This is a genomic window from Treponema sp. (assembly GCF_045641405.1).
Classification (GTDB): Bacteria; Spirochaetota; Spirochaetia; order Treponematales; family Treponemataceae; genus Treponema_D.
In genome coordinates, this window is record NZ_JAZUGX010000054.1 from 14,755 (window position 1) to 34,751 (window position 19,997).

The following is a 19,997-nucleotide window of genomic DNA, read 5'->3' on the forward strand; positions in this document are numbered from 1 at the left end:
GGGGCGAAAGTTAAACCGCTTGAAGTCACTAAACAACAAGGCTTTCGCTCCAGGCATCTTCGTCAGCTTTCACGAATTGCCTTGCGCAATTCGTGGGGCGAAAGTTAAACCGCTTGAAGTCAGTAAATAACAAGGCTTTCGCCCATTATCTGCGCCCAAAGGCTTCAAGGTTTGCAAGTCCACGCTTGAACTGAGGAATTCTTGCACATGCAGTTGTGTTGAGTGGGCTTGTTTCGCCGCGGGCAAGGAAGTGGTATGCAACGCCTGCAATCATGGCACCGTTGTCACCGCAAAGCTTCAATGGTGGGAAAATGCAGTTGAGTTCTTTGTGTTCCGCAAGCATGGAACGAAGCCTTGAATTTGCAGCGACGCCACCACCTGCTACAACCGTTGTAAGTCCTGTATCTTCTACTGCACGCATAAGTCTTGAGACCAAAGTCCTGCAGGCGGTTTCCTGGAAAGAAGCGGCAATATTTTCTACAGTCTTTTCGTATCCAGGATTAAGGAAAGAATCAGCCTGATGGATTACGGCTGTCTTGAGTCCGCTGAAAGAAACATCGTAGCGATGTTCCCCCTTGTCCATTTTTGGCGTTGGGAAGCTAAAGGCTTTTGGATCTCCCTTCTGAGCAAGCTTATCGATGATTACTCCTCCAGGGTATCCGAGGTCATAGAATTTTGAGACCTTGTCAAAGGCTTCACCTACGCTGTCGTCAATTGTAGTTCCAAGAATTTCAAGGTCATCGAATCCGTTTACCTTAGCTATGATGCTGTGTCCTCCAGAAACCAGAAGACCAAGATATGGATAAGGAATGTCGTTTTCCAGGTGAGCTGCGTACATGTGACCAAGCATGTGGTTTACTGCATAGAAAGGCTTGTTCAATGACCATGCCAAAGTCTTGCCGAATGTAAGTCCTACAAGAAGAGACCCCATAAGCCCCGGCCTGTTGGTTGCGGCAATGGCATCAATATCGTCAAAGGTGAGACCCGCTTCTGAAACTGCCTGACGAACTACAGGGAGAATCCATTCTGCATGCTTGCGGCTTGCAATCTCAGGAACAACACCCTTGTAGATTTCATGGAACGGAATCTGAGTAGCAACAACATTGCTCAGAATTTTCTTTCCGTCTTCAACAATAGCACAAGCTGTTTCGTCACAGCTTGATTCAATTCCTAATACTTTCATATGTCCTCTTGTAGATATTATAAAAAAGTGGGGCCCAGCTACGGAAAAAGTGACAGCTCACTAAGTCCTCGTCGCTTCGCTCCGTGATTTTTCAAAATATATTGTTTATATTAAGTCACAGTAATTTAAACTGTGACAATACTGCATCACGAGAATGCCCGTCTACAGTAGCTGGGAAGGGAACACCAGCCTGTACCCTTTTGCCTTTAATTCCGGATACATTTCGGAAAGAAGGGCCGGAAGAATTTTTGCAGACTTGTCTACATGACCAATCATGATGACCTTTCCCTTTTTATTTGCTATGTCTATTCCGCGCATAATCTGCTTTAGCATTTCTGCACGGTCAATGATATCGTCTATGAACACTTCCCTTTCAAGAATCTTCATGTCGCGCTCAAGGGCAGCAAAGGCCGCCATCGTGTCCTTCGAAGTCCTTGAGTCCACAAAGTAAACATTGTTGTCGGCAGCCGCATCAAGGACAGCACCCATCATGTTAAGGTCACAGGTAATGAGGGAACCTTCGTGATTGTTGAATCCCTTTACCTGAGGCCCAAGTTCAGAAAGGTTTTTGCTGACCGTAGCATAAACTTCGCGGAGGCTCATGTCAGGCACAATCGCTCCTGGACCAGGATTCATCTTTAGGTTCTGAGCCTGCATTGGCTGATGAAGCATAAGCTCCTTTTTATCAGCAACGACAATTCTCGCACATTCCTTTGTGGCAGGAAGCCTTGGCAAAACGGCAACGGCAATCGGAAAGGGAAGCGTCGTGTATTTCCTGATGTTGACAGTCTTCTGCCCTCCGTCATCGATTATGAAGCAAAGCCGTGAATTATTCTTGCTTTGAGGAATGTTGAATTTATTTGGAGCCGTCGTAGCGGCAGACTTAGATTCAGTCTTAGGCTGAACCCTCTGCTCTGTTTTCTGAACCGTTTTCTGTCCTGGCCTTGATTCAACCTTAGGCTCTGTCTTTTCAACAGGTTTTGACTGGGGTTTCTGTTCAGTCTGTATTTTGCGTTCAGGTTCACTTTTTTGAACCGCCTTCTGCTCCGTTTTAGGGAGATCATTTTTTTTGGGTTCCGCCCCGAAAACTTTCTTTTCCTGAACCAATGATGATTTTTCTGCAGCTGACTTTTGGGGCTTTGGCTTTTCCACAGCAACCCTGGACTTGTTTTGGACCTGGCTGTCCTTAGCCGACGGATCAGAAACCAGGAATGCAACCGAAAGCACAACAGCGCAGACAAATATCATGACAGCCGCAAGAGCCATCACTTTTCTATTGTCAAGCTTTACCTTTGGCTTACGCTTTTTTGGAGACCTTCTTTTCTTTGAAGTAGATTTCTTGGTTGCCATCCTGTAACAATAATAGAACAAAATCACATAAACTTCAAACAGTGGAACATACACAAAACCTTTCTGTTCGGCTTTGAGCGTAACCAAAATCACTCTATTTGATTTTATTTATATAGAATGGTAAACTTTATCGCAAGGAAAAAAAACATGAAAAAAATCAGTGCATTTATTTTAGCGGCAATTTCATTCGCATTCATATCATGCGCATCTCAGAACGTGGAAATTCCACCAGAGGCAACTTCACTTGAAATCATACAGCAGGCTCAGAATGCCTTTGACAAAGGAAAAAAAACAAAGGCAATCAAATGCTATGAGATTCTTCTCCAGCGCTACGGAAACAATCCTGCAATCTACGTCGAGGGACGCTACGAAATCGCCCATGTACTTGTAAAGCAGAAAAAATACAAGGAAGCGGAACCTATTCTCCTTGAACTGAAGGAAATCTACGATTCAAGCGCACCTGGAATGCTTCCTGGCGCATACAAGAAAATGGCAGCAACCGACCTGGCAAAGGTCCAGGAAAAGCTTGGCAAAGACAAATAACAAATAAAAAAACAATCAGGGGACCTTGAACGGTCCCTTATTTTTTTGCCTTCTCGTCTGGCACGATGATGCAGTCAAGAGTTACTGACATTTTCTTTGCAAGCTCCATCACCTTTTCCTGAGAAATTTTCTTTGGTCCCCTTGGTTTTGGATGAGGTTCTGCATCGCCAATGAGAATGATCTTTCGGTGCGCATCACTTCTCCATTCATAGAAAGTAAGACCTCCATAAAGAGCTTCATAGACTGCTTCTGGAATATCTCCTCCCTCATTTCCGCGAATGAGAACAGTGTTCAGATTCTTAGTAAATTGAGAAGAATTGCGGGTAAAGTCAAAGAACTTGACTGGAAGCCCCTTGTAATTATATGAATCATTGTAATCGCGATAGAACAGAAGTCCAAGCCTAAGATCTTCAAACTCCTGCACCTGCTCAAGAAGTTTCGGAACCCATTCATTCTTAAGCATCTCCATATCATCCTTCATGCTTCCTGTTGTATCGATCGCAAAAACTACATCAGCCTTTGCATGGGGAATTTTATCGACGGCGGAAAGAAGATCGTCCGTAAGCTTCTCTGGTCGTGAATAGTAAAGCATTCCGTCCTTGGCTATCTCTGCGAATTTTTCCGCGGCAACGGAATTGTAGTCATCGGTAAGGATTATTTCAGGCTCAACTATAGGCTCGGGTTCTGGAATAGGTTCTACTTTTGGCTCAGGTTTCTTTGGTGGAATTTTTCCAAAATCAAACATGAAGGCATTGTCCATAAATCTGCCCGTGTAGTCACCATAAGGTTTCTCAAAGGTTCTTATGTTGATGAATGTTCCCTTGTCGATTCTGACAGTTCCATGTCGAGACCAGGGATATCCATAATGGAGGACTTCTGGAACATAAATATGGAAACATTCCCCAAGTTTTTCATGGCGTACCACAGTTGAAGAAATAAGGCTGAATCTCGCAGATTCCGAATGAAGCTCCTGCCCATTAAGATAACGGATTTCATCTCCGTTGACGGCATTCCATTCTCCTGCACGATAGGCATAGTTCGCTTCCTTTCCACCCGGATCCTTTGTGGTCTCGACAAGCATAACGCTTTTTATCTTGCTTTTCTTGCGGACATAAAGATCGACACCGCTTCTTGCCCCTTTTTCATCAAAGTGCTGGACAAGAACAATGTCTGTTCCAAGGACCTGCATCTCAGGAATCTCAACAATTCCCCTCGTCTGCTGGGAAAAAACAGAAACACTGCACAAAAGTAAACCTAAAACTAAAAAAAGCCTTTTTTCCATGTTCTATATATCGGTATTTTTCATTCAGCATTGAAGGATTTGATGAATATAGGCAAAAGGCATTCTTAAGTAAAGTTAAAAAAAGTTTATGCGCACTTAAAATCTCACTTCTCAAAGCGTCAATGTTCGATTATACTATCGGTGAGGGAAATAAAAAAAGCTATGTACGGAAATAGTGTCGCTACGCCGATTGAGCCTGTCGAAATCAAGCAATATCCACAAAATATGTGGTAGTTTCGAGAGCCTCAACCTCCACATATCATATAGCAACACTTTCTACAGACATAGCCATAAAAAAAAGGGCGGGATTGATTTTGGAAAAACTCAGCAGGGAAGAAGAATTGGAAGCAATCAGAAACTCTTCATTTTCTTCCGTAAGCATAGACGAATTCTTTGACGAAACCTATCTGAAAGAAGACGACATCATTCAGACGGGTATCATTGTTTTCACAGACCATCAGCAGAAACTCATCGACCATCTAAGTTCAGCCCTTGCCCAGAATGCACCTGACAGAGTAGACAGACTCCAGAGCCGACTTTTAGACGTAACGAATCTTGCCAAGGCCATCGCCCACTTCCCTTCTCTTCTTGAAAAGGCAAACACGACAACTTCAACAAGAACACCAGAGGCTCTCGTAGAATCATTGATTTCCCATCAGGAAGACGGCGACACGACACTCCATATGCCTTCCAAGGCTATTCTTGGAAAAGGCTTTCTCGTTGCAAAGATACATACATTCTATTCCATGTCAAAGCTTGCTAAGAATTACGCAAAGATGACCGACAAGGAAGTCAAGGAATACAGCGACGAAACCGTTTCAATGATGTTCACACTCATGGCGGAGGATGTCTACCTCAACCTCATCAAGGACAAATTCATTTCATTGGAAATCCGCCGCGAAATCGCAAACAGCCTCATCATACTTTGGGAACACAGAAGCGACCAGACCATCAACGATATCGCTCCTGTCCTCCAGTCTGTCTGGACGGCACGCCGCAAGCTTGCTCCTGCATTCGGAACGATGATGGGAACAAGCGAACTTCTCATGGTCACAATGCAGATGGACGACCAGTGGAATGCCTTCATCCGAGAGAGGCTTGCTGATCCTGAAGTTACCCAGGCAATGGAAGAATTCCTCTTTGGCGTCTCATACGAGCAGATCCTAAGGCTCAAGGGCATACTCCGCGATCAGGGCGTAAAATCCATCGGTCGTGATGAAGTAAGTGCATACCTTGGTGAACGCGTAAAGACAGACATCAATCTCGATTACCGAGACTTTTATCTTCTCTATACAGTCCGCCGTGACAATGCACGAGCAAGACAGAGACTTCACCTTCCTGGACCAAAGAACACACTGGAAGACCACTTCTTCAGATTCATCATGGAACAGAATAAGGAAAAGCAGAAGAACGACACATTTGCAAAGGAACATCTCTAGAAATGAGCGAAGAAATTGAAGAAACAATCGGAGAAAAAAAGACATATCATTTCGGTGAAAAGCTGAGGGACGTACGCGAAAAAAAGCATATGACACTGAAATCAGTGGCACAGGCAGCAGGAGTAAGCGAAAGCCTGGTCTCTCAGATTGAACGCAACAAGGTTTCTCCAGCCATCGACACCCTCCTGGAGCTCGCAAACGCACTGGACATCAACCTTGAGTATCTCTTTGAGGAATATACACGCAACAGACCTGTTTCCATCACCCACAGGGATGAAAGGCGAACCCTCAACGAAAACGATGTTGTCTACAAGGAGCTTTCTGATTCCTACAGCGGCAATGGCGAGAATTCCTTTGAAAGCTATACGGTGACAATCCCAGTTGGATCCCACACGCATAGAGGACTTTACGGACACATCGGCAAGGAAATGGGCCTCATTACAAGTGGAACTGGTGTCCTGTACCATGGAAACAAAAGCTACCCGATAACCGCTGGAGACAGCGTCACATTCAGCGCAAATCTTCCTCATCATCTTGAAAACACGGGAACAGAACCTTTGGAAGCCATCTGGTTTGTAACTCCATCACAGAAATTCAATTCAAACTAATTGAAATAAACGACATAAAACGGTATTATTTTCAAACAAATTCCAACAGGAATCTGCAGAAAACATTCAATCTGTACGATGTCCTCTGGATATTTACAAACTATATTTCAAGGGGTAAGAATAATGCCGTATTCTGAACCAACCGACCTCGCTGTCGTTGCCTGTCCTGGTGGAGAATCCTTCGCCAATGAAGTTATCACTCATCTTCGTCACATGTACAAACACCGTTTTTCCCTCAAGAGTGATGTTATCGCAAAGCGCTATGGAATTGAAAAGGAAAAAGTCGTTCAGCAGATGAACCTGGACAATGACGTTCACACAAGCGACCTTTGTATCCGTGGTAACATTGAGAAGTATCGTCCACCTGTATTCAAGGTAAATGCTTCTTTCACTTACTTTGCAAACGGTGAATTCAAGTGCGAGCTCAACGAATGCATCCGCGGTAAAGATGTTTACATTTTCCAGGATGTTGAGAACCACGAAGAAATCCTCATGAACGGTGGAAAGGCAAAGCTCAAGCTTTCCGTAAACGACCATGTTATGGGTCTCCTCGTTACAATCGATGCAGTTCGTCAGGCTGGCGCAAGACAGATTACACTCGTTGTTCCAGCTTACCCTTACAGCCGCCAGCACAAGAAGAAGAGCCGCGAAGGTCTTACAGCTGCTCTCCTTGGACATATCTATGAATCAATGGAAGTAAAGAGAATCATCACTCTCGACCTCCACTCACGCGAAATCGTAAACGCATTCGCACACACACACTGCGAAAACCTTCACGCTTCATATCAGATTATCCGTGAACTTGCTAAGGCAGTTGACCTTACAAAGGAAGACCTGGTAGTTGTATCTCCAGATACAGGTGCCATCGACCGCAACAAGTTCTACGCAACAGGACTCAAGAAGCCTCTCGCAATGATTTACAAAGAGAGAGACTACTCTGTTGTTACACAGGATGCAAAGAATACAAACATCAAGAGCGTAAAGCTCCTTGGTGACGTTCAGGGAAAGGTTGCTTTCCTTGCAGACGACATGCTCGGTACTGGTGGAACATTGCTTAAGGCTATGGAATTCCTCCACAACAACGGTGCTACAAAGGTTATCGCTGCAATTTCCCTTCCATTCTTTACAGGAAATGCCATCGAACAGTTTGACGAAGCATACAAGAAGGGATTGTTCTACAGAATCATCGGAACAAACGCTGTTTACCACGAAGACCTTCTTACACGCGAATGGTACATCAGCACAAACGTTTCTGGACTCTTTGCAAACGTAATCACAAGACTCCACCACAACCAGTCTTTGGGTGATCTCCTTGACAACCGTTCAATCATCGACAAGCTTATCAAGGCAAGCACACCTGCTGAAAACAATAATAATTAAGAATTAGGGATGCATAATTCATAATCAGAAGCGGCCATCTTTGGAGAAATCCAGGGATGCCGTTTTTTTTATTATTTGTGTTATAATCATTATTAAGTCGGGACATTCACAATTGATAATTCTTAATTGTGAATTATGAATTATGAATTATAAATTAGTAATATGACAATTCTTTGTGTAGACATCGGAACATCATCCCTTAAAGCGGCCCTCATTACAGATGAAGGAAAAGTCCTTGCAAAAAGCCGCAGAAAATTTCTTCTCGTTAAAACTGAACATTCTTCAAAGGAATGGTTTCCTGCCCTTCAGAATGCAACCACTGAACTTTTTGAACAGGCTCCTGAATCCAAGGTTGACGGAATCTGCATCAGCGGAAACGGACCAACCCTTGTTGCAACCTCAGGAGAAACTTTCCTGTGGAACGAAGAAGCAGTCCAAATAAAAAGTCCTTCACTTTTCATTCCAAGAATCATTTCTTTTAAAAACAAATATTCTGGAGTATGGGAAAAGACCCAGTACATTTTCGGGGCACCAGAATACCTTATCTGGCTTTTGACTGACAAGGCATGCACAATTCTTCCAGAAGAAAGATACAGAAAAGCATATTGGACTGACGAAGACCTTGCAGCTGCAGGATTGACTTCCGACGACATTGCAAAGCTTCCACCTTTCAAAATGTCTTCCGAAAAAATCGGCGGACTTACCCACAAGGCAGTTTCCTTCATCGGCGGTGAGGAACACGGAATTGAAGACGGACTTCCAGTTTTCCTTGGGGCACCAGATTTTGTTGCAGCCCTTGTAGGAACGGCAACAGTTGAAGAAAACACAATCTGCGACAGGGCTGGATCAAGCGAAGGAATAAACTTCTGCACAAAGGAGCCTCTTTACGGAGAAGGAATCCGCACCCTTCCATCAATCATCCCAGGACTCTGGAATGCAAGTGTCCTTCTTCCTGACAGCGGTTCCAAGTTTGCAGCTTTCAAGCAGAAGATTGACCGCGAGCTTGGAGAATCAGTAGATTACAACGACCTGCTGGACAGGATGATAGACAGCGATGGAACAAGCGCCGCATTGGATCAGGGAAAATATCTTTTGATCCAAACTGCCCTTGATGTAAAGAGCGCCATCGAGACTTTAAGGAAAGCCGCTTTTGAAAAGGGTCTTCCTTTCCCTGACAAAATGACCATCACAGGTGGACAGGCAAGCAACGACAAACGCAACCAGATGAAGGCTGACATTACGGGTATAAAAATTCAGGTACCTTCATGCTCAGACAGCGAACTTCTCGGTGACGCAGCCATGGCTTTGGCAGGCATGGGAGTTTTCGGTTCAATACAGGAAGCCTCAAAGAAACTTTTCTCCGCAGGCAAACTTTTTGTCCCAAGCGTGGAAGAATAGCAAATGGAACTCTATAACATTCCAGCAAATCCAAAGACCCTCATTTTTGACATAGACGGAACTTTGTACACAAGCGCAGAATTCGTACAGGAACAGATTGACGTTCAGGTTCGTCATTGGGCCGACATAAACGGAATGACGCATGAAGAAGCAAGAAAAAAAATCGCCGACTTCAGGAAAAAGTATGCCGCTGAAAACGGCGGAAAAAAAATCAGCCTTGGAAATGTGTTCCTGAATTTTGGCGTTGACATCGACACAAGCATCAGGTGGAGAATTGAACTATTGAAGCCTGAAAATTTTCTGAAGCCTAATAAAGAATTAAAATCAGTACTTGAAAAAGCCGCAGAAAAATTTATCCTCATTGCAGTAACAAACAATCCGGTGGAAGCCGCAAGGAAAACTTTGGCAGTACTTGGAATTGATAAAATCATTCCAGAAATCATCGGCCTTGATACCTGCAGAAAATCAAAGCCCGCTAAAGAAATACTGGACCTTGCATTGGAGCGGACTAATTCCGTGGCGGAAAACTGCATTTCCATAGGTGACCGTTATGACATCGATCTTTCCCTTCCGGTAAAAATGGGAATGGGCGGAGTTCTTGTAAACGGCGCAGAAGAAGTAATAGAATTTCTTGAGACCTTGTAGTATACATTGATCGCCACGCTTTGCTCGCGATGACGAAAGGTTTACTCGTCATTGCGAGGAGGACAACCGTCCGACGAAGCAATCCACATTTGTATAAAAGTCACCTGCAATTAAAACAAAATTCCCATAACGGTAATTTATGATTTTTAAACTCAATCTTTATTGACTTAAAATATTCCTATTGGTAGAACGGAATCACAGAGGATATTTATGACAAAGACAAAACAGATTGATGTAACAAACACACCCCTCATTAAAATTGCATACCCCATCATAATTGAAAACCTTCTCTTCCTTGCCTTTTCAAGCGTAGACATTTTCATGCTGTCAGGTTATTCCGACAGCGCCGTTGCAGCCGTTGGACTTGTAACACAGTACACCTGGTTCCTCATTACCTTTATGCAGGTAATTCCAAGCGGTGCAACAATTTCCCTTACAAACCTTTTAGGAGGGAAACAGTTCGACCGCGCAAAGTCCCTTTCCAGAACATGTCTCCAGATGATCATTTTCTTTGCCTTTGTTATTGGAATGACATTTGCCTTTGCGGTTCCACAGATTCTAAAGCACTACACTCTTGAAGACGATGTACGCCAGTATGCAAGCGAATACATTTTCATCTATGCCATATTTTCCGTTTTCTGCGGAACTTCAATGATTCAGTCTACAATCTTAAGAAGTTACGGACACACAAGAACTCCTATGATCGTAAACGCCTGTGCAAACTCCGTTAACATCATTGGAAATGCCATCGCCCTTTACGGATGGTTTGGCCTACCTGTATTCGGTGTAAAGGGAGTTGCCGTCGCTACAGTTTCTGCACAGGCAATTGGAGCAATAGTTCTTTCCATAAAAGTTTTCAGCCTCAAGGACACACAATACAAAGTAAACGCACCGTTCAAAATCAACATTGCAGAATGGAAACAGATTTTAAAAATCGGAGTTCCTACTGCAGGCGAAAGCGTTTCCTGGAATCTTTCACAGATGGCTGTTATGGTTTTGATTTCCTCTCACGGAACCGCATCAATTGCCGCCTTCACTTACTTTGGCACGATCTTAAGGTTCATCTACATGATTGCAATTTCCATTGGAAATGCGGCACAAATAAAAACAGGGCACTACTGCGGTGCGAAACTCCACGAAACCGCATACAAAAAACTTTTTGGATACATTGCGGCAGGAACCGCATTCAGCCTGAGCCTTGCACTGGTAATATTTATTCTTCGCAGGCAGATGGTCGGCATTTTCACAAGCGACTACGAAATAAAATACATTCTCCTTTCAATCATGCCCCTGGCCTTTTTTCTTGAAACAGGAAGAGCCGTAAATGTAATTGCAATTCCATCCCTCATGGCTTCAGGAGACATTCACTTTCCGGTAAAGGCCGGTATATTTTCCAACTGGTGCATTTCATTCGGTCTTGCATGGCTTTTGAGCAGGACACTGGAAATGGGATTTTTCGGCATTATTGTTGCCATGGCATGCGACGAATGTTTCAGAGCCTGCCTCATGCTCATCAGGTGGAAGTCAAAAGTATGGATGACAAAATCTGCAATATAAAATAGAATGGCTTCAACAAATGGGGGAGCTGGCGCAAAGCCGGCTGAGAGTAGGTTGTCAACCTTGACCCTTTGAACCTGTCCGGATAATACCGGCGTAGGGAGAACATTATGGAAAAAACATCTCTTCTTGCAGAAGTAAATTCTGCTCTGGAGGCGGTGCGCAAAAACAATCCACTTGCACCGTCAATCACAAACACAGTCACAATCAATTTTGTTGCCAACGCACAGCTTGCATGCGGTGGATCTGCCGCCATGGTTTACCTTGCCGATGAAGGTGAGATGATGGCAAAGATTAGCCGCTCCATGTACATCAACATGGGTACACAGTTTACATGCTATCCTGAAACATTGCCTCGCACAGCAAAAGCCTGTATTGAATCTGGAAACAACTGGGTACTTGATCCTGTTGGAATCGGCATCGGTGAACAACGCGAAAGCATCCTTAAACAGTTCAAGGAAACAAAGCCTAAGATCATCCGTGCAAACGCAAGCGAAGTAATTGCACTTGCCTCTCTTTGGGAACTTACAGAAAAAAAAGAAAGCGGAGTTCGCGGTGTAGACAGCACTGACGAAGTTCTTTCTGCAAAGGATGCTGCTGTTGCCCTTGCAAAATATACAGGCGGTGCAGTTACAGTCAGCGGAAAAGTTGACCTTGTTACCGACGGAACTACAACAGTACTCTGCCACGGCGGTTCAGAATATCTTCCAATGATTACGGGTGCAGGCTGTTCCCTTGGCGGAGTCTGCGCAGTCTACGGAAATGTAACGACACCATTTTACGCAGCCCTTACAGCAACAGTTCTTTACAACGAAGCCGCAATGAAAGCTGAAAAGAAAGCAAAGGGTCCTGGATCGTTCCAGCCACTGTTCCTTGATCAGCTCTATCAGATTTCTTCAAAGGGAATAAAAAACACAAACATCGAAATTATCTAACATCTGGAGTCTAAATATGAATACATTGATAGCAGTAGCAATAGCACCATTCGGTGTTGGAGACGAACTTTCAGCTTATGTTGCAGAGGCTTGCAAAGTGATTGCAGCATCTGGACTCAAATACAAGACCTGTTCCATGTTCACTGAAATCGAAGGTGAATGGGATGAAGTAATGAAGTGCGTAAAGGATGCAACCATGGTTCTTGCCGAAAAAGGAATCCGCACAGAAGTAATTCTCAAGGCTGACATTCGCCCAGGCTACACAAACACCATGGACGGAAAAATCCAGCGCCTAAATGAACAGCTTGAAAAATAGGAACAACCGAAAGATGAAAAAAGAAGATTTGCTTTTATACGGAATCACAGACAGATACTGGCTTAACGGCCGCAATCTTGCCGACGATGTTGAACTTGCACTCAAGGGCGGCACAACCATGCTCCAGCTCCGAGAAAAGGATCTGGATGAAGAAAATTTTTACAGAGAAGCTGTGGAGCTGAAGGCCCTCTGTAAAAAATACAATGTTCCTTTCATCATCAACGACAATGTAGAACTTGCAAAAAAAGTTGATGTAGACGGAGTTCACGTTGGACAGAACGATATGGCAGCCCAGGACGTACGTGCCCTTATTGGACCTGATAAAATTCTTGGCGTTTCAACACAGACTGTGGAAGAAGCAATACTTGCAGAAAAAATGGGAGCAGACTATTTGGGTGTTGGTGCTGTATTCCCAACAGGCTCAAAGGATGACTGCTGGGTTCTCTCGCACCAACTTTGCAAGGAAATCTGTGAAGCAGTAAAAATTCCTGTCGTTGCCATTGGTGGCGTAAAAAAAGAAAACATCAAGGAGCTTAAAGGACTTGGATTTGCAGGAATCAGCGTAATCAGCGCCATCTTTGCGCAAAAGGATATTGAAGGTGCATGCAAAGATCTTCTTGCAGAAACAAAGGAAATCATAGACTGATGAAAGCCGCTATCTTTGATGTTGATGGAACAATCCTTGATACCATGCCCATGTGGGCTACCCTTGCCCAGGACTACCTCAAGACAAAAGGTGTCATTGCATCAAACGAAATCAACATCAGAATGCTTTCCTTTACTGTTCCTCAGGCTGCAGGCTACATGAAGGAAGAATATGGCCTTGAACTATCAGCTGAAACCATTGAATATGAAATTCAAGAAATGGCGGAGGATTTCTACAGGTTTTCGGCCCCTCTGAAAGATGGGATTCTAGATGCAATTGAATTTCTAAGCTCAAAAAACATTCCCATGATTGTTGCTTCTAGCGGAATAAAGGAATTGATTGAAGCCGCCTTTGCCCGACTTGGCATTGAAAAATATTTCAACTCAATTTTCACAGGCGACAAAAACAGCCCAGAACTTTTCAACCAGTGCCTTTCATTTCTAAATGCAACAGCGGAGGAAGTCCTTGTATTTGAAGACGGAATACATGCAATAAAGACAGCAAAAGAAATTGGAATGAAAACCGTCCTCATAAAAGACATTCAGTTGAATTATGAGGATATAAAAAAACTTTCAGACTACACACTGGAGGATGAAAAATGGAAACAGTGCTGACCATCGCAGGAAGTGATTCCATTGGCGGTGCTGGAATTCAGGCAGACATAAAGACCATCACGTGCAACGGAGCATACACCATGAGTGCCATCACTGCCATGACTGCACAGAACACTTTGGGAGTTAAATCCATTCAGGAAAGTACACCTGAATTTCTTGCAGACCAGATTGATGCAGTTTTCACAGACATTGTCCCTGATGCAGTAAAAATCGGCATGGTTTCCAATCCTGAACTCATAAAGGTAATTGCTGAAAAGCTGAAATTTTACAGGGCAAAAAACATTGTCATCGATCCTGTCATGGTTGCAACAAGTGGAAGCAAATTGATAGCCGACAAGGCAGTTGAAACTTTGACTGCTGAACTTTTTCCTATTGCAACTTTAATCACGCCAAACATTCCAGAAGCAGAAATCCTATGCGGAAACAAAATTACTTCGGAAGATGAAATGGTTCTTGCGGCAAAAGAAATTTCCACCCGCTACGGAATCAATGTTCTTGTAAAAGGCGGACACAGCATAAACGAAGCAAACGATGTCCTTTACGGAAGCAACGAATTCCTTTGGTTCACATCGGAAAGAATCGAGAATGAAAATACCCACGGAACTGGATGCACTTTATCAAGCGCCATTGCAACTTACCTTGCAAAAGGAAATCCACTTGAATATGCAGTTCAGCTTGCAAAAAACTACATTACAGAATGCCTTAAGGCAGGTCTTGATCTTGGACATGGCTCAGGTCCAATGATGCACAATTATATATTTTCAAACAAAGCAAAATAAACCAGGAGAATAGAATGGAACAGTACACAACACAGATGGACGCTGCAAAACGCGGCATTGTTACAGAGCAGATGAAAATCGTTGCGGCAAAAGAAAAAATGACAGTAGAAGAACTCATGCCTTTGGTTGCTACAGGAAAAGTTGCAATCTGTGCAAACAAGCACCACAAGTGCCTTGATCCAGAAGGGGTTGGTTCTATGCTCAGAACCAAAATCAACGTGAACCTTGGAATCAGCCGTGACTGCAAGGACTACGATGTTGAGATGGCAAAAGTAAACGCAGCCGTAGAGATGGGAGCTGAAGCCATCATGGATCTTTCAAGCCACGGAGACACCATTCCATTCCGCAGAAAGCTTACGGCTGAATGCAAGGCAATGATCGGAACAGTTCCAGTATACGACAGCGTAATCCACTACAAGCGTGACCTTGCAACATTGACGGCAAAGGATTTCATCGACGTTGTTCGTCTTCACGCAGAAGACGGCGTTGACTTTGTTACCCTTCACTGCGGAATCACACGCCATACCATCGACCAGATAAAGAAACACAAGCGCAAGATGAACATCGTAAGCCGCGGCGGGTCCCTTGTTTTCGCATGGATGACCATGACAGGAAATGAAAATCCGTTCTACGAATACTACGATGAGATTCTTGAAATCTGCCGTGAACACGATGTAACAATTTCTTTGGGTGATGCATGTCGCCCAGGCTGTCTTGCTGATGCTTCAGACGTATGCCAGATAGAGGAGCTTGTTCGCCTTGGAGAACTTACAAAACGCGCATGGGCAAAGGATGTTCAGGTAATGGTTGAAGGACCTGGACACATGCCGATGGACCAGATTGCAGCCAACATGAAGATCCAGCAGACAATCTGCATGGGAGCGCCATTCTATGTTCTTGGTCCTCTGGTAACAGACATTGCACCAGGATATGATCACATCACCTCTGCCATAGGAGGAGCAATCGCAGCCCAGAACGGAGCCGCATTCCTTTGCTATATAACACCAGCTGAGCACCTTGCCCTTCCAAATGTTGACGACGTAAAGCAGGGAATCATAGCAAGCAAGATTGCAGCACACGCTGCAGACATTGCAAAGGGCGTACGTGGAGCAATGGATATAGACAACAAGATGGCCGATGCAAGACGCAAGCTTGACTGGGATGCCCAGTGGGAATGTGCTCTGGATCCTGAAACGGCAAAGGCAATCCGCGACAGCCGTGCCCCGGAACACGACGACACCTGCTCGATGTGCGGAAAGTTCTGTGCCGTAAGAAGCATGAATAAGGCCCTTGCAGGGGAGCATGTAGACATTCTTTAATAAGGGTCTGTCCCCTCTATCACGAATTGCCCCGCAATTCGTGTGACGAAAGTTACGGAAGGCACAAACCTCTATGAAAGCAAAGCTTTCGTCAGGGGTCTGTCCCCTCTATTCCTCTATTCAATAAAAATACATACATAACAAAAAAGCCCCAGGCAAATCACCTGGAGCTCATAATCTTTAATCAAGTTTCGTCAAATTATTCAAACACCTTCATAGTTTCTTCAATCAGTGTCGGGAAATACCATTCACATGTATTGCGATTCAAGAAACCAAATCTTTCCGATTCATCTGGATTCTTTGGTGAATTGTTGTCCCAAAGAACACAGCAAATGTTGTACTTTTTTGCACCACCAACATAATATCTTGTCCATTCTTCACGGTCAGCAATATTGTCTTTATTTGTAGCGCCGTATTCACCCATGACAACAGGAATTCCTTTTGACACGAATCTAGAGTTCAAAGAGTGGAACATACTATCCAGTTCCGCCTTATGCGCATCTGTAAACTTTGACTGACCGCCAGCCTTCTTCTTCTGCATCGCAAACTGGAAAGGTGCATAGGCATGTGTAGAAACAGCAATACGTCTGGACGGATCATCTGGAATCCTGAATGCCTTCTCAATTGCAGCCGATGGGCTTGCGGCAATGGAAGGAACCATAATAAGTCTCTTTTCATTTGCACCACCACCTGCTCTGATTGTATCAACAGCCCTCTGATTAAGGTTATTGATGCAGTTCATCGCTTCCTTACATTTGTTGCAGGAGGCATTGAAGTTCCATTCATGAGGATAATAACGCAATCGAGGTTCATTGAGTGTTTCAAAAACAAGCTGCGTCTCTGGATAGTCCTTGAAAGCCGCGCAGATCTGCTCCCAAATACGGACCACAAATTTTTCAGATTCAGCATAGCATTTGTTTGTAGGAAAGAATCCACGGCCGTATTTAAATTCAGACTCAGAGAAAGAATTGTCATGATGAATATTAATGATGACAATAAGTCCATCGCTGATTGCCCAGTCAACAGATTCCTTTACCTTTGCCATCCATGATGGATCAACAGTATATTCCTTGTCGCAAAGATGATTTGACCAGCTGACAGGAATGCGCACACACTTAAACCCAGCCTTTGCCACAGCATCAAAAACTTCCTTCTTAGGCTCAGGCATTCCCCATGATGAAACGGAAGAGATCCCTGCATTCTGACCCTTGAAATGATCGATGTTGCTCGTAGCATCAAATGTATTTCCAAGATTCCAACCTGTCTTCATGGCTCGCACCTGTTCAAATGCGAATTTGTCCATCTTGACGATACCAGAACCTTTAAGGACAGGAACATCACATTCGACTTTTGCCTTTGCTTTCGCCGAACCATCACAAGCGATTGAAATCATTGCAGCCACCAAAAGAGGCGCCGTAAAAGTTTTAAATGAATATTTTTTCATACTGTATATTATACGATAGAATCGAATATAAAACATCTCTATAATCTTTTTATTTTATATAAAAACTTTTCTCGATTCCAAGACCAACGGCAATGGCATGTCTAAAGCTCAGCATACCCGAGACTTTTCAAGCACTGAGGTCTGTCCCCTAGTTCAACTCGCTCAAATTCTTCACAAAATTAAATTTCTTATACTTTTCAAAATTATTTTCTATACAATTTTTTTTATTTTTCATTTTCGTAAATTTTTTTTATTTAAAAAATTAAAATTATAGTCCGTTCATTTTTTTGGACTTACTCTAAAGCACAAGATTAATAAAAGTTTCGAGGAGGAAATTATGAAACTAAACAAAGTATTCAAGAAGACAGTACTCACTTCTATGTCAGTGCTTATAGCTGCGACACTTTCTTTTACAGGATGTTCGAATGGATCAAGTGATAGTGATGATTATGAATATGTCAATGATCCAATTACTTTTTCAGAAAGAAAGGAATATAGTGGAACAGCAGATATTGCTACACAGAAAGAAAGAATTGCATTTGTCCTTCAAATCGACAATCCTTCAAAATCCGCAAAAGGTTTGAAAATGACAGTTTCAAACCTAAAGATCAAGGTTACCATTGGAAACAATGCCGAGGAATATAATTTAGGAACCATGGAACTTCTTCCAGATCAGTACGCTGTTGATGATAATGGAACTACAGTTCCATATCTCAAAAGTGCCGCAAGAAAACTTATCGGTCTTTCAAATGGAGAATTAGCAAGCACCACAAAAATCAAAGTACAGGTTATGTCTGCAACAGTAAACGACAAGTCAAAAGCATCTTCAATTATCTTTGGACTTTTGGAAAATGACGGTGACTACAGATCTGTTTCAGGAACCCTCTGGCAGCCCGCTTTTGCTGAGGCAACACCTGCTACTACAGCAGCTTGGGTAGGAAACACTACTTTCGAGGAATGGAACAAATCTTCTGGAGAAGATATTAATATCGGGAAGGATAAAATCACAACAAATACAATTGGATTAAGAATTACCTGGAGTGCAGAAGTTGATAGTGGTGTCGTTCTCAAAATGCAAGCAATGAATTGGGGAGAAAGTAATAGAGATGTAAAGTTTAAAAAGAATGGTGATACAGATTATTCTGATAATTGTTATTTATGGAAGACATCAACAACAACAGACTTTACTATTGCCGAAGATTCTTTGAGTAAGATTAAAGAATATGGAGTTCAGGTTTATGGTGATAAAATCACTATTACAAAGGTTGAAATCATAGAATCTAACTAAGACTAAATCCATAGGGATTTCCCATGCAGAGACAAAGGGGACAGACCCCTTGTTTATTAGATTAAGGTTATAAACGAAAAGCCGCATGCTCTTTGAAGCTAACTTCATTTGCATGCGGCTTTTCTATTCAGTAATGAAACTGTATTCATCGGGGACAGACCCTTTTAAGTCTATTCCCAGCAGGCCTTCAGATAATTTCCATAATCCTTTACTTCATAGGAATCAGTATATTTAACACAAATCAGAAACAACGGGGACAGACCCCTACAGCAATCAAACACAATCAACCATATATTGACACATTTATTCTAAAAAAAATCTGTATAAATCACTGGATATTTTAATTGCTTATATTTGTCACATAGGTCACCTATGATTTCTTGACAATCACTCTGCTTATGCCTGTGATCCTTGAAATTTGACTGATTGAAAGTCCTTTCTTTTTTAGAATTCCACATTTGCTGATCTGATCATCAATCGTAAGCCGTTCAAGTTTATATGGTGAAGATATTCTGAATATTTTCTTAATAAGCTTTATCGCCCTGTCATCTGAGAAGACCAGAATATTCTCGTATTCCATGCACTTTTGTTCTTCCCTCTGGTTCAAAAAATCCAGCAGCTCTTTCTTTGAATTGAACAGACCGATTACATACTCGACATCAACAAAATCATTTTTTTCATGATCTTTTAAAGCCCAAAAACTATTCCATCTATATTGCCTAGCGTTCCCTAATCCTGCTTTTTCACAATTCTGAAGAATATATCTATACACTGTCTTAAAATAAACATCATCAAGTATGGGCTCACTTTTAAAACGTCCCTGAAACAAATGCCCACAACGATCATATTTACGGTTGAAATAAAACACATAGCTGTTGGCAATCTTCTGAATCAACAAGCTCAAAGTTTCATTCTCTTTTACGTTTCCAATTAAAATATGAACATGGTTATTCATCAAGCAATAGGCATGAACTACAACCGCCAATTCTCCAGAGTATTTCTTTAATTTACCAACAAAGAAACTTCTATCTGCATCATCAACGAATAAATTTTGCCTGTTGTTTCCACGCAAAATCACATGATAAAAACCAGAACATCCAAACAACCTGGGGGTTCTCGCCATTCATCAATCCTCCTCGTATATTAATGTAATTGAATTATCTTATTCGATTTGGGATAGTATACCCGTGACATATGACCCGATAACCCGTCTCCTCCTTGGGGCTTTCCCCGTAACTAAGACTGGGTTTCTTGCTCTGGCTGGCAGTACA

Annotated in this window: 19 protein-coding genes and 1 riboswitch; of the genes, 14 read left to right on the plus strand and 5 right to left on the minus strand. The window is 42.9% G+C overall.

What is annotated here, in order from left to right:
• Positions 1-145: 145 nt before the first annotated feature.
• Complete coding sequence (gene tsaD / locus ACKI39_RS08430) at positions 146-1,183, minus strand: tRNA (adenosine(37)-N6)-threonylcarbamoyltransferase complex transferase subunit TsaD (protein WP_318691583.1); 1,038 nt, start codon at positions 1,181-1,183, stop codon at positions 146-148.
• Positions 1,184-1,345: 162 nt separating this feature from the next.
• Positions 1,346-2,533 (minus strand): divergent polysaccharide deacetylase family protein, encoded by a 1,188-nt coding sequence (locus ACKI39_RS08435; RefSeq protein ID WP_407399525.1) that lies wholly within the window; start codon positions 2,531-2,533, stop codon positions 1,346-1,348.
• 147 nt (positions 2,534-2,680) lie between these two features.
• Here ACKI39_RS08435 and ACKI39_RS08440 point away from each other — a divergent pair, with 147 nt between their 5' ends.
• Positions 2,681-3,076, plus strand: coding sequence for an outer membrane protein assembly factor BamD (locus ACKI39_RS08440; RefSeq protein WP_407399527.1), 396 nt, complete (start codon positions 2,681-2,683; stop codon positions 3,074-3,076).
• 37 nt (positions 3,077-3,113) lie between these two features.
• Here ACKI39_RS08440 and ACKI39_RS08445 read toward each other — a convergent pair whose 3' ends face one another.
• The gene (locus ACKI39_RS08445; RefSeq protein WP_407399529.1) at positions 3,114-4,358 is read right to left on the minus strand and encodes a vWA domain-containing protein; all 1,245 of its coding nucleotides are present in this window, start codon (positions 4,356-4,358) and stop codon (positions 3,114-3,116) included.
• Positions 4,359-4,672: 314 nt separating this feature from the next.
• Here ACKI39_RS08445 and ACKI39_RS08450 point away from each other — a divergent pair, with 314 nt between their 5' ends.
• The 12 genes from ACKI39_RS08450 (at position 4,673) to thiC (ending at position 15,994) form a co-directional block, all read left to right on the plus strand.
• Positions 4,673-5,797 (plus strand): hypothetical protein, encoded by a 1,125-nt coding sequence (locus ACKI39_RS08450; RefSeq protein ID WP_407399531.1) that lies wholly within the window; start codon positions 4,673-4,675, stop codon positions 5,795-5,797.
• A 2-nt stretch (positions 5,798-5,799) separates the two neighbouring features.
• The gene (locus tag ACKI39_RS08455; protein ID WP_407399533.1) at positions 5,800-6,405 is read left to right on the plus strand and encodes a helix-turn-helix domain-containing protein; all 606 of its coding nucleotides are present in this window, start codon (positions 5,800-5,802) and stop codon (positions 6,403-6,405) included.
• Positions 6,406-6,528: 123 nt separating this feature from the next.
• Positions 6,529-7,785, plus strand: coding sequence for a ribose-phosphate diphosphokinase (prs, locus tag ACKI39_RS08460; protein WP_407399535.1), 1,257 nt, complete (start codon positions 6,529-6,531; stop codon positions 7,783-7,785).
• Between the two features lie 162 nt (positions 7,786-7,947).
• Entirely contained in the window at positions 7,948-9,183 is a 1,236-nt protein-coding gene (locus tag ACKI39_RS08465) for an FGGY family carbohydrate kinase (protein ID WP_407399537.1), read from the plus strand.
• A 3-nt stretch (positions 9,184-9,186) separates the two neighbouring features.
• Positions 9,187-9,828 (plus strand): HAD family hydrolase, encoded by a 642-nt coding sequence (locus ACKI39_RS08470; RefSeq protein WP_407399539.1) that lies wholly within the window; start codon positions 9,187-9,189, stop codon positions 9,826-9,828.
• Between the two features lie 210 nt (positions 9,829-10,038).
• A complete protein-coding gene (locus tag ACKI39_RS08475) occupies positions 10,039-11,385 on the plus strand; it encodes an MATE family efflux transporter (RefSeq protein ID WP_407399541.1) in 1,347 nt (448 codons plus the stop codon).
• Positions 11,386-11,396: 11 nt separating this feature from the next.
• Positions 11,397-11,505, plus strand: a riboswitch (TPP riboswitch).
• Positions 11,496-12,320 (plus strand): hydroxyethylthiazole kinase, encoded by an 825-nt coding sequence (gene thiM / locus ACKI39_RS08480; protein WP_407399543.1) that lies wholly within the window; start codon positions 11,496-11,498, stop codon positions 12,318-12,320. It overlaps the preceding riboswitch by 10 nt.
• 16 nt (positions 12,321-12,336) lie before the next feature.
• Positions 12,337-12,636 carry an MTH1187 family thiamine-binding protein gene (locus ACKI39_RS08485; protein WP_407399545.1) on the plus strand — a complete coding sequence of 100 codons (300 nt, stop codon included), beginning with the start codon at positions 12,337-12,339 and terminating at the stop codon, positions 12,634-12,636.
• Between the two features lie 13 nt (positions 12,637-12,649).
• Positions 12,650-13,282: a thiamine phosphate synthase gene (gene thiE / locus ACKI39_RS08490; protein ID WP_407399547.1), complete on the plus strand. Its 633-nt coding sequence runs from the start codon at positions 12,650-12,652 to the stop codon at positions 13,280-13,282.
• Positions 13,282-13,896, plus strand: a complete 615-nt coding sequence (locus ACKI39_RS08495; protein WP_407399549.1) for an HAD family hydrolase — start codon at positions 13,282-13,284, stop codon at positions 13,894-13,896. Before thiE ends, ACKI39_RS08495 begins: the two co-directional genes overlap by 1 nt.
• Positions 13,881-14,675 (plus strand): bifunctional hydroxymethylpyrimidine kinase/phosphomethylpyrimidine kinase, encoded by a 795-nt coding sequence (gene thiD / locus ACKI39_RS08500; protein WP_407399551.1) that lies wholly within the window; start codon positions 13,881-13,883, stop codon positions 14,673-14,675. The genes ACKI39_RS08495 and thiD overlap by 16 nt, the downstream gene beginning before the upstream one ends.
• Positions 14,676-14,689: 14 nt before the next feature.
• Positions 14,690-15,994 carry a phosphomethylpyrimidine synthase ThiC gene (gene thiC / locus ACKI39_RS08505; RefSeq protein WP_407399553.1) on the plus strand — a complete coding sequence of 435 codons (1,305 nt, stop codon included), beginning with the start codon at positions 14,690-14,692 and terminating at the stop codon, positions 15,992-15,994.
• 199 nt (positions 15,995-16,193) lie between these two features.
• Here the strand turns inward: thiC and ACKI39_RS08510 are convergent, their stop codons facing one another.
• Positions 16,194-17,438, minus strand: a complete 1,245-nt coding sequence (locus tag ACKI39_RS08510; protein ID WP_407399555.1) for a glycoside hydrolase family 5 protein — start codon at positions 17,436-17,438, stop codon at positions 16,194-16,196.
• A gap of 337 nt (positions 17,439-17,775) precedes the next feature.
• Between ACKI39_RS08510 and ACKI39_RS08515 the strand changes: the two genes are divergently transcribed.
• The gene (locus ACKI39_RS08515; RefSeq protein WP_407399557.1) at positions 17,776-18,726 is read left to right on the plus strand and encodes a hypothetical protein; all 951 of its coding nucleotides are present in this window, start codon (positions 17,776-17,778) and stop codon (positions 18,724-18,726) included.
• Positions 18,727-19,096: 370 nt separating this feature from the next.
• On the opposite strand, the gene ACKI39_RS08520 is transcribed toward ACKI39_RS08515, so the two are convergent.
• A complete protein-coding gene (locus tag ACKI39_RS08520; RefSeq protein WP_407399559.1) occupies positions 19,097-19,849 on the minus strand; it encodes a transposase in 753 nt (250 codons plus the stop codon).
• Between the last annotated feature and the right edge of the window lie 148 nt (positions 19,850-19,997).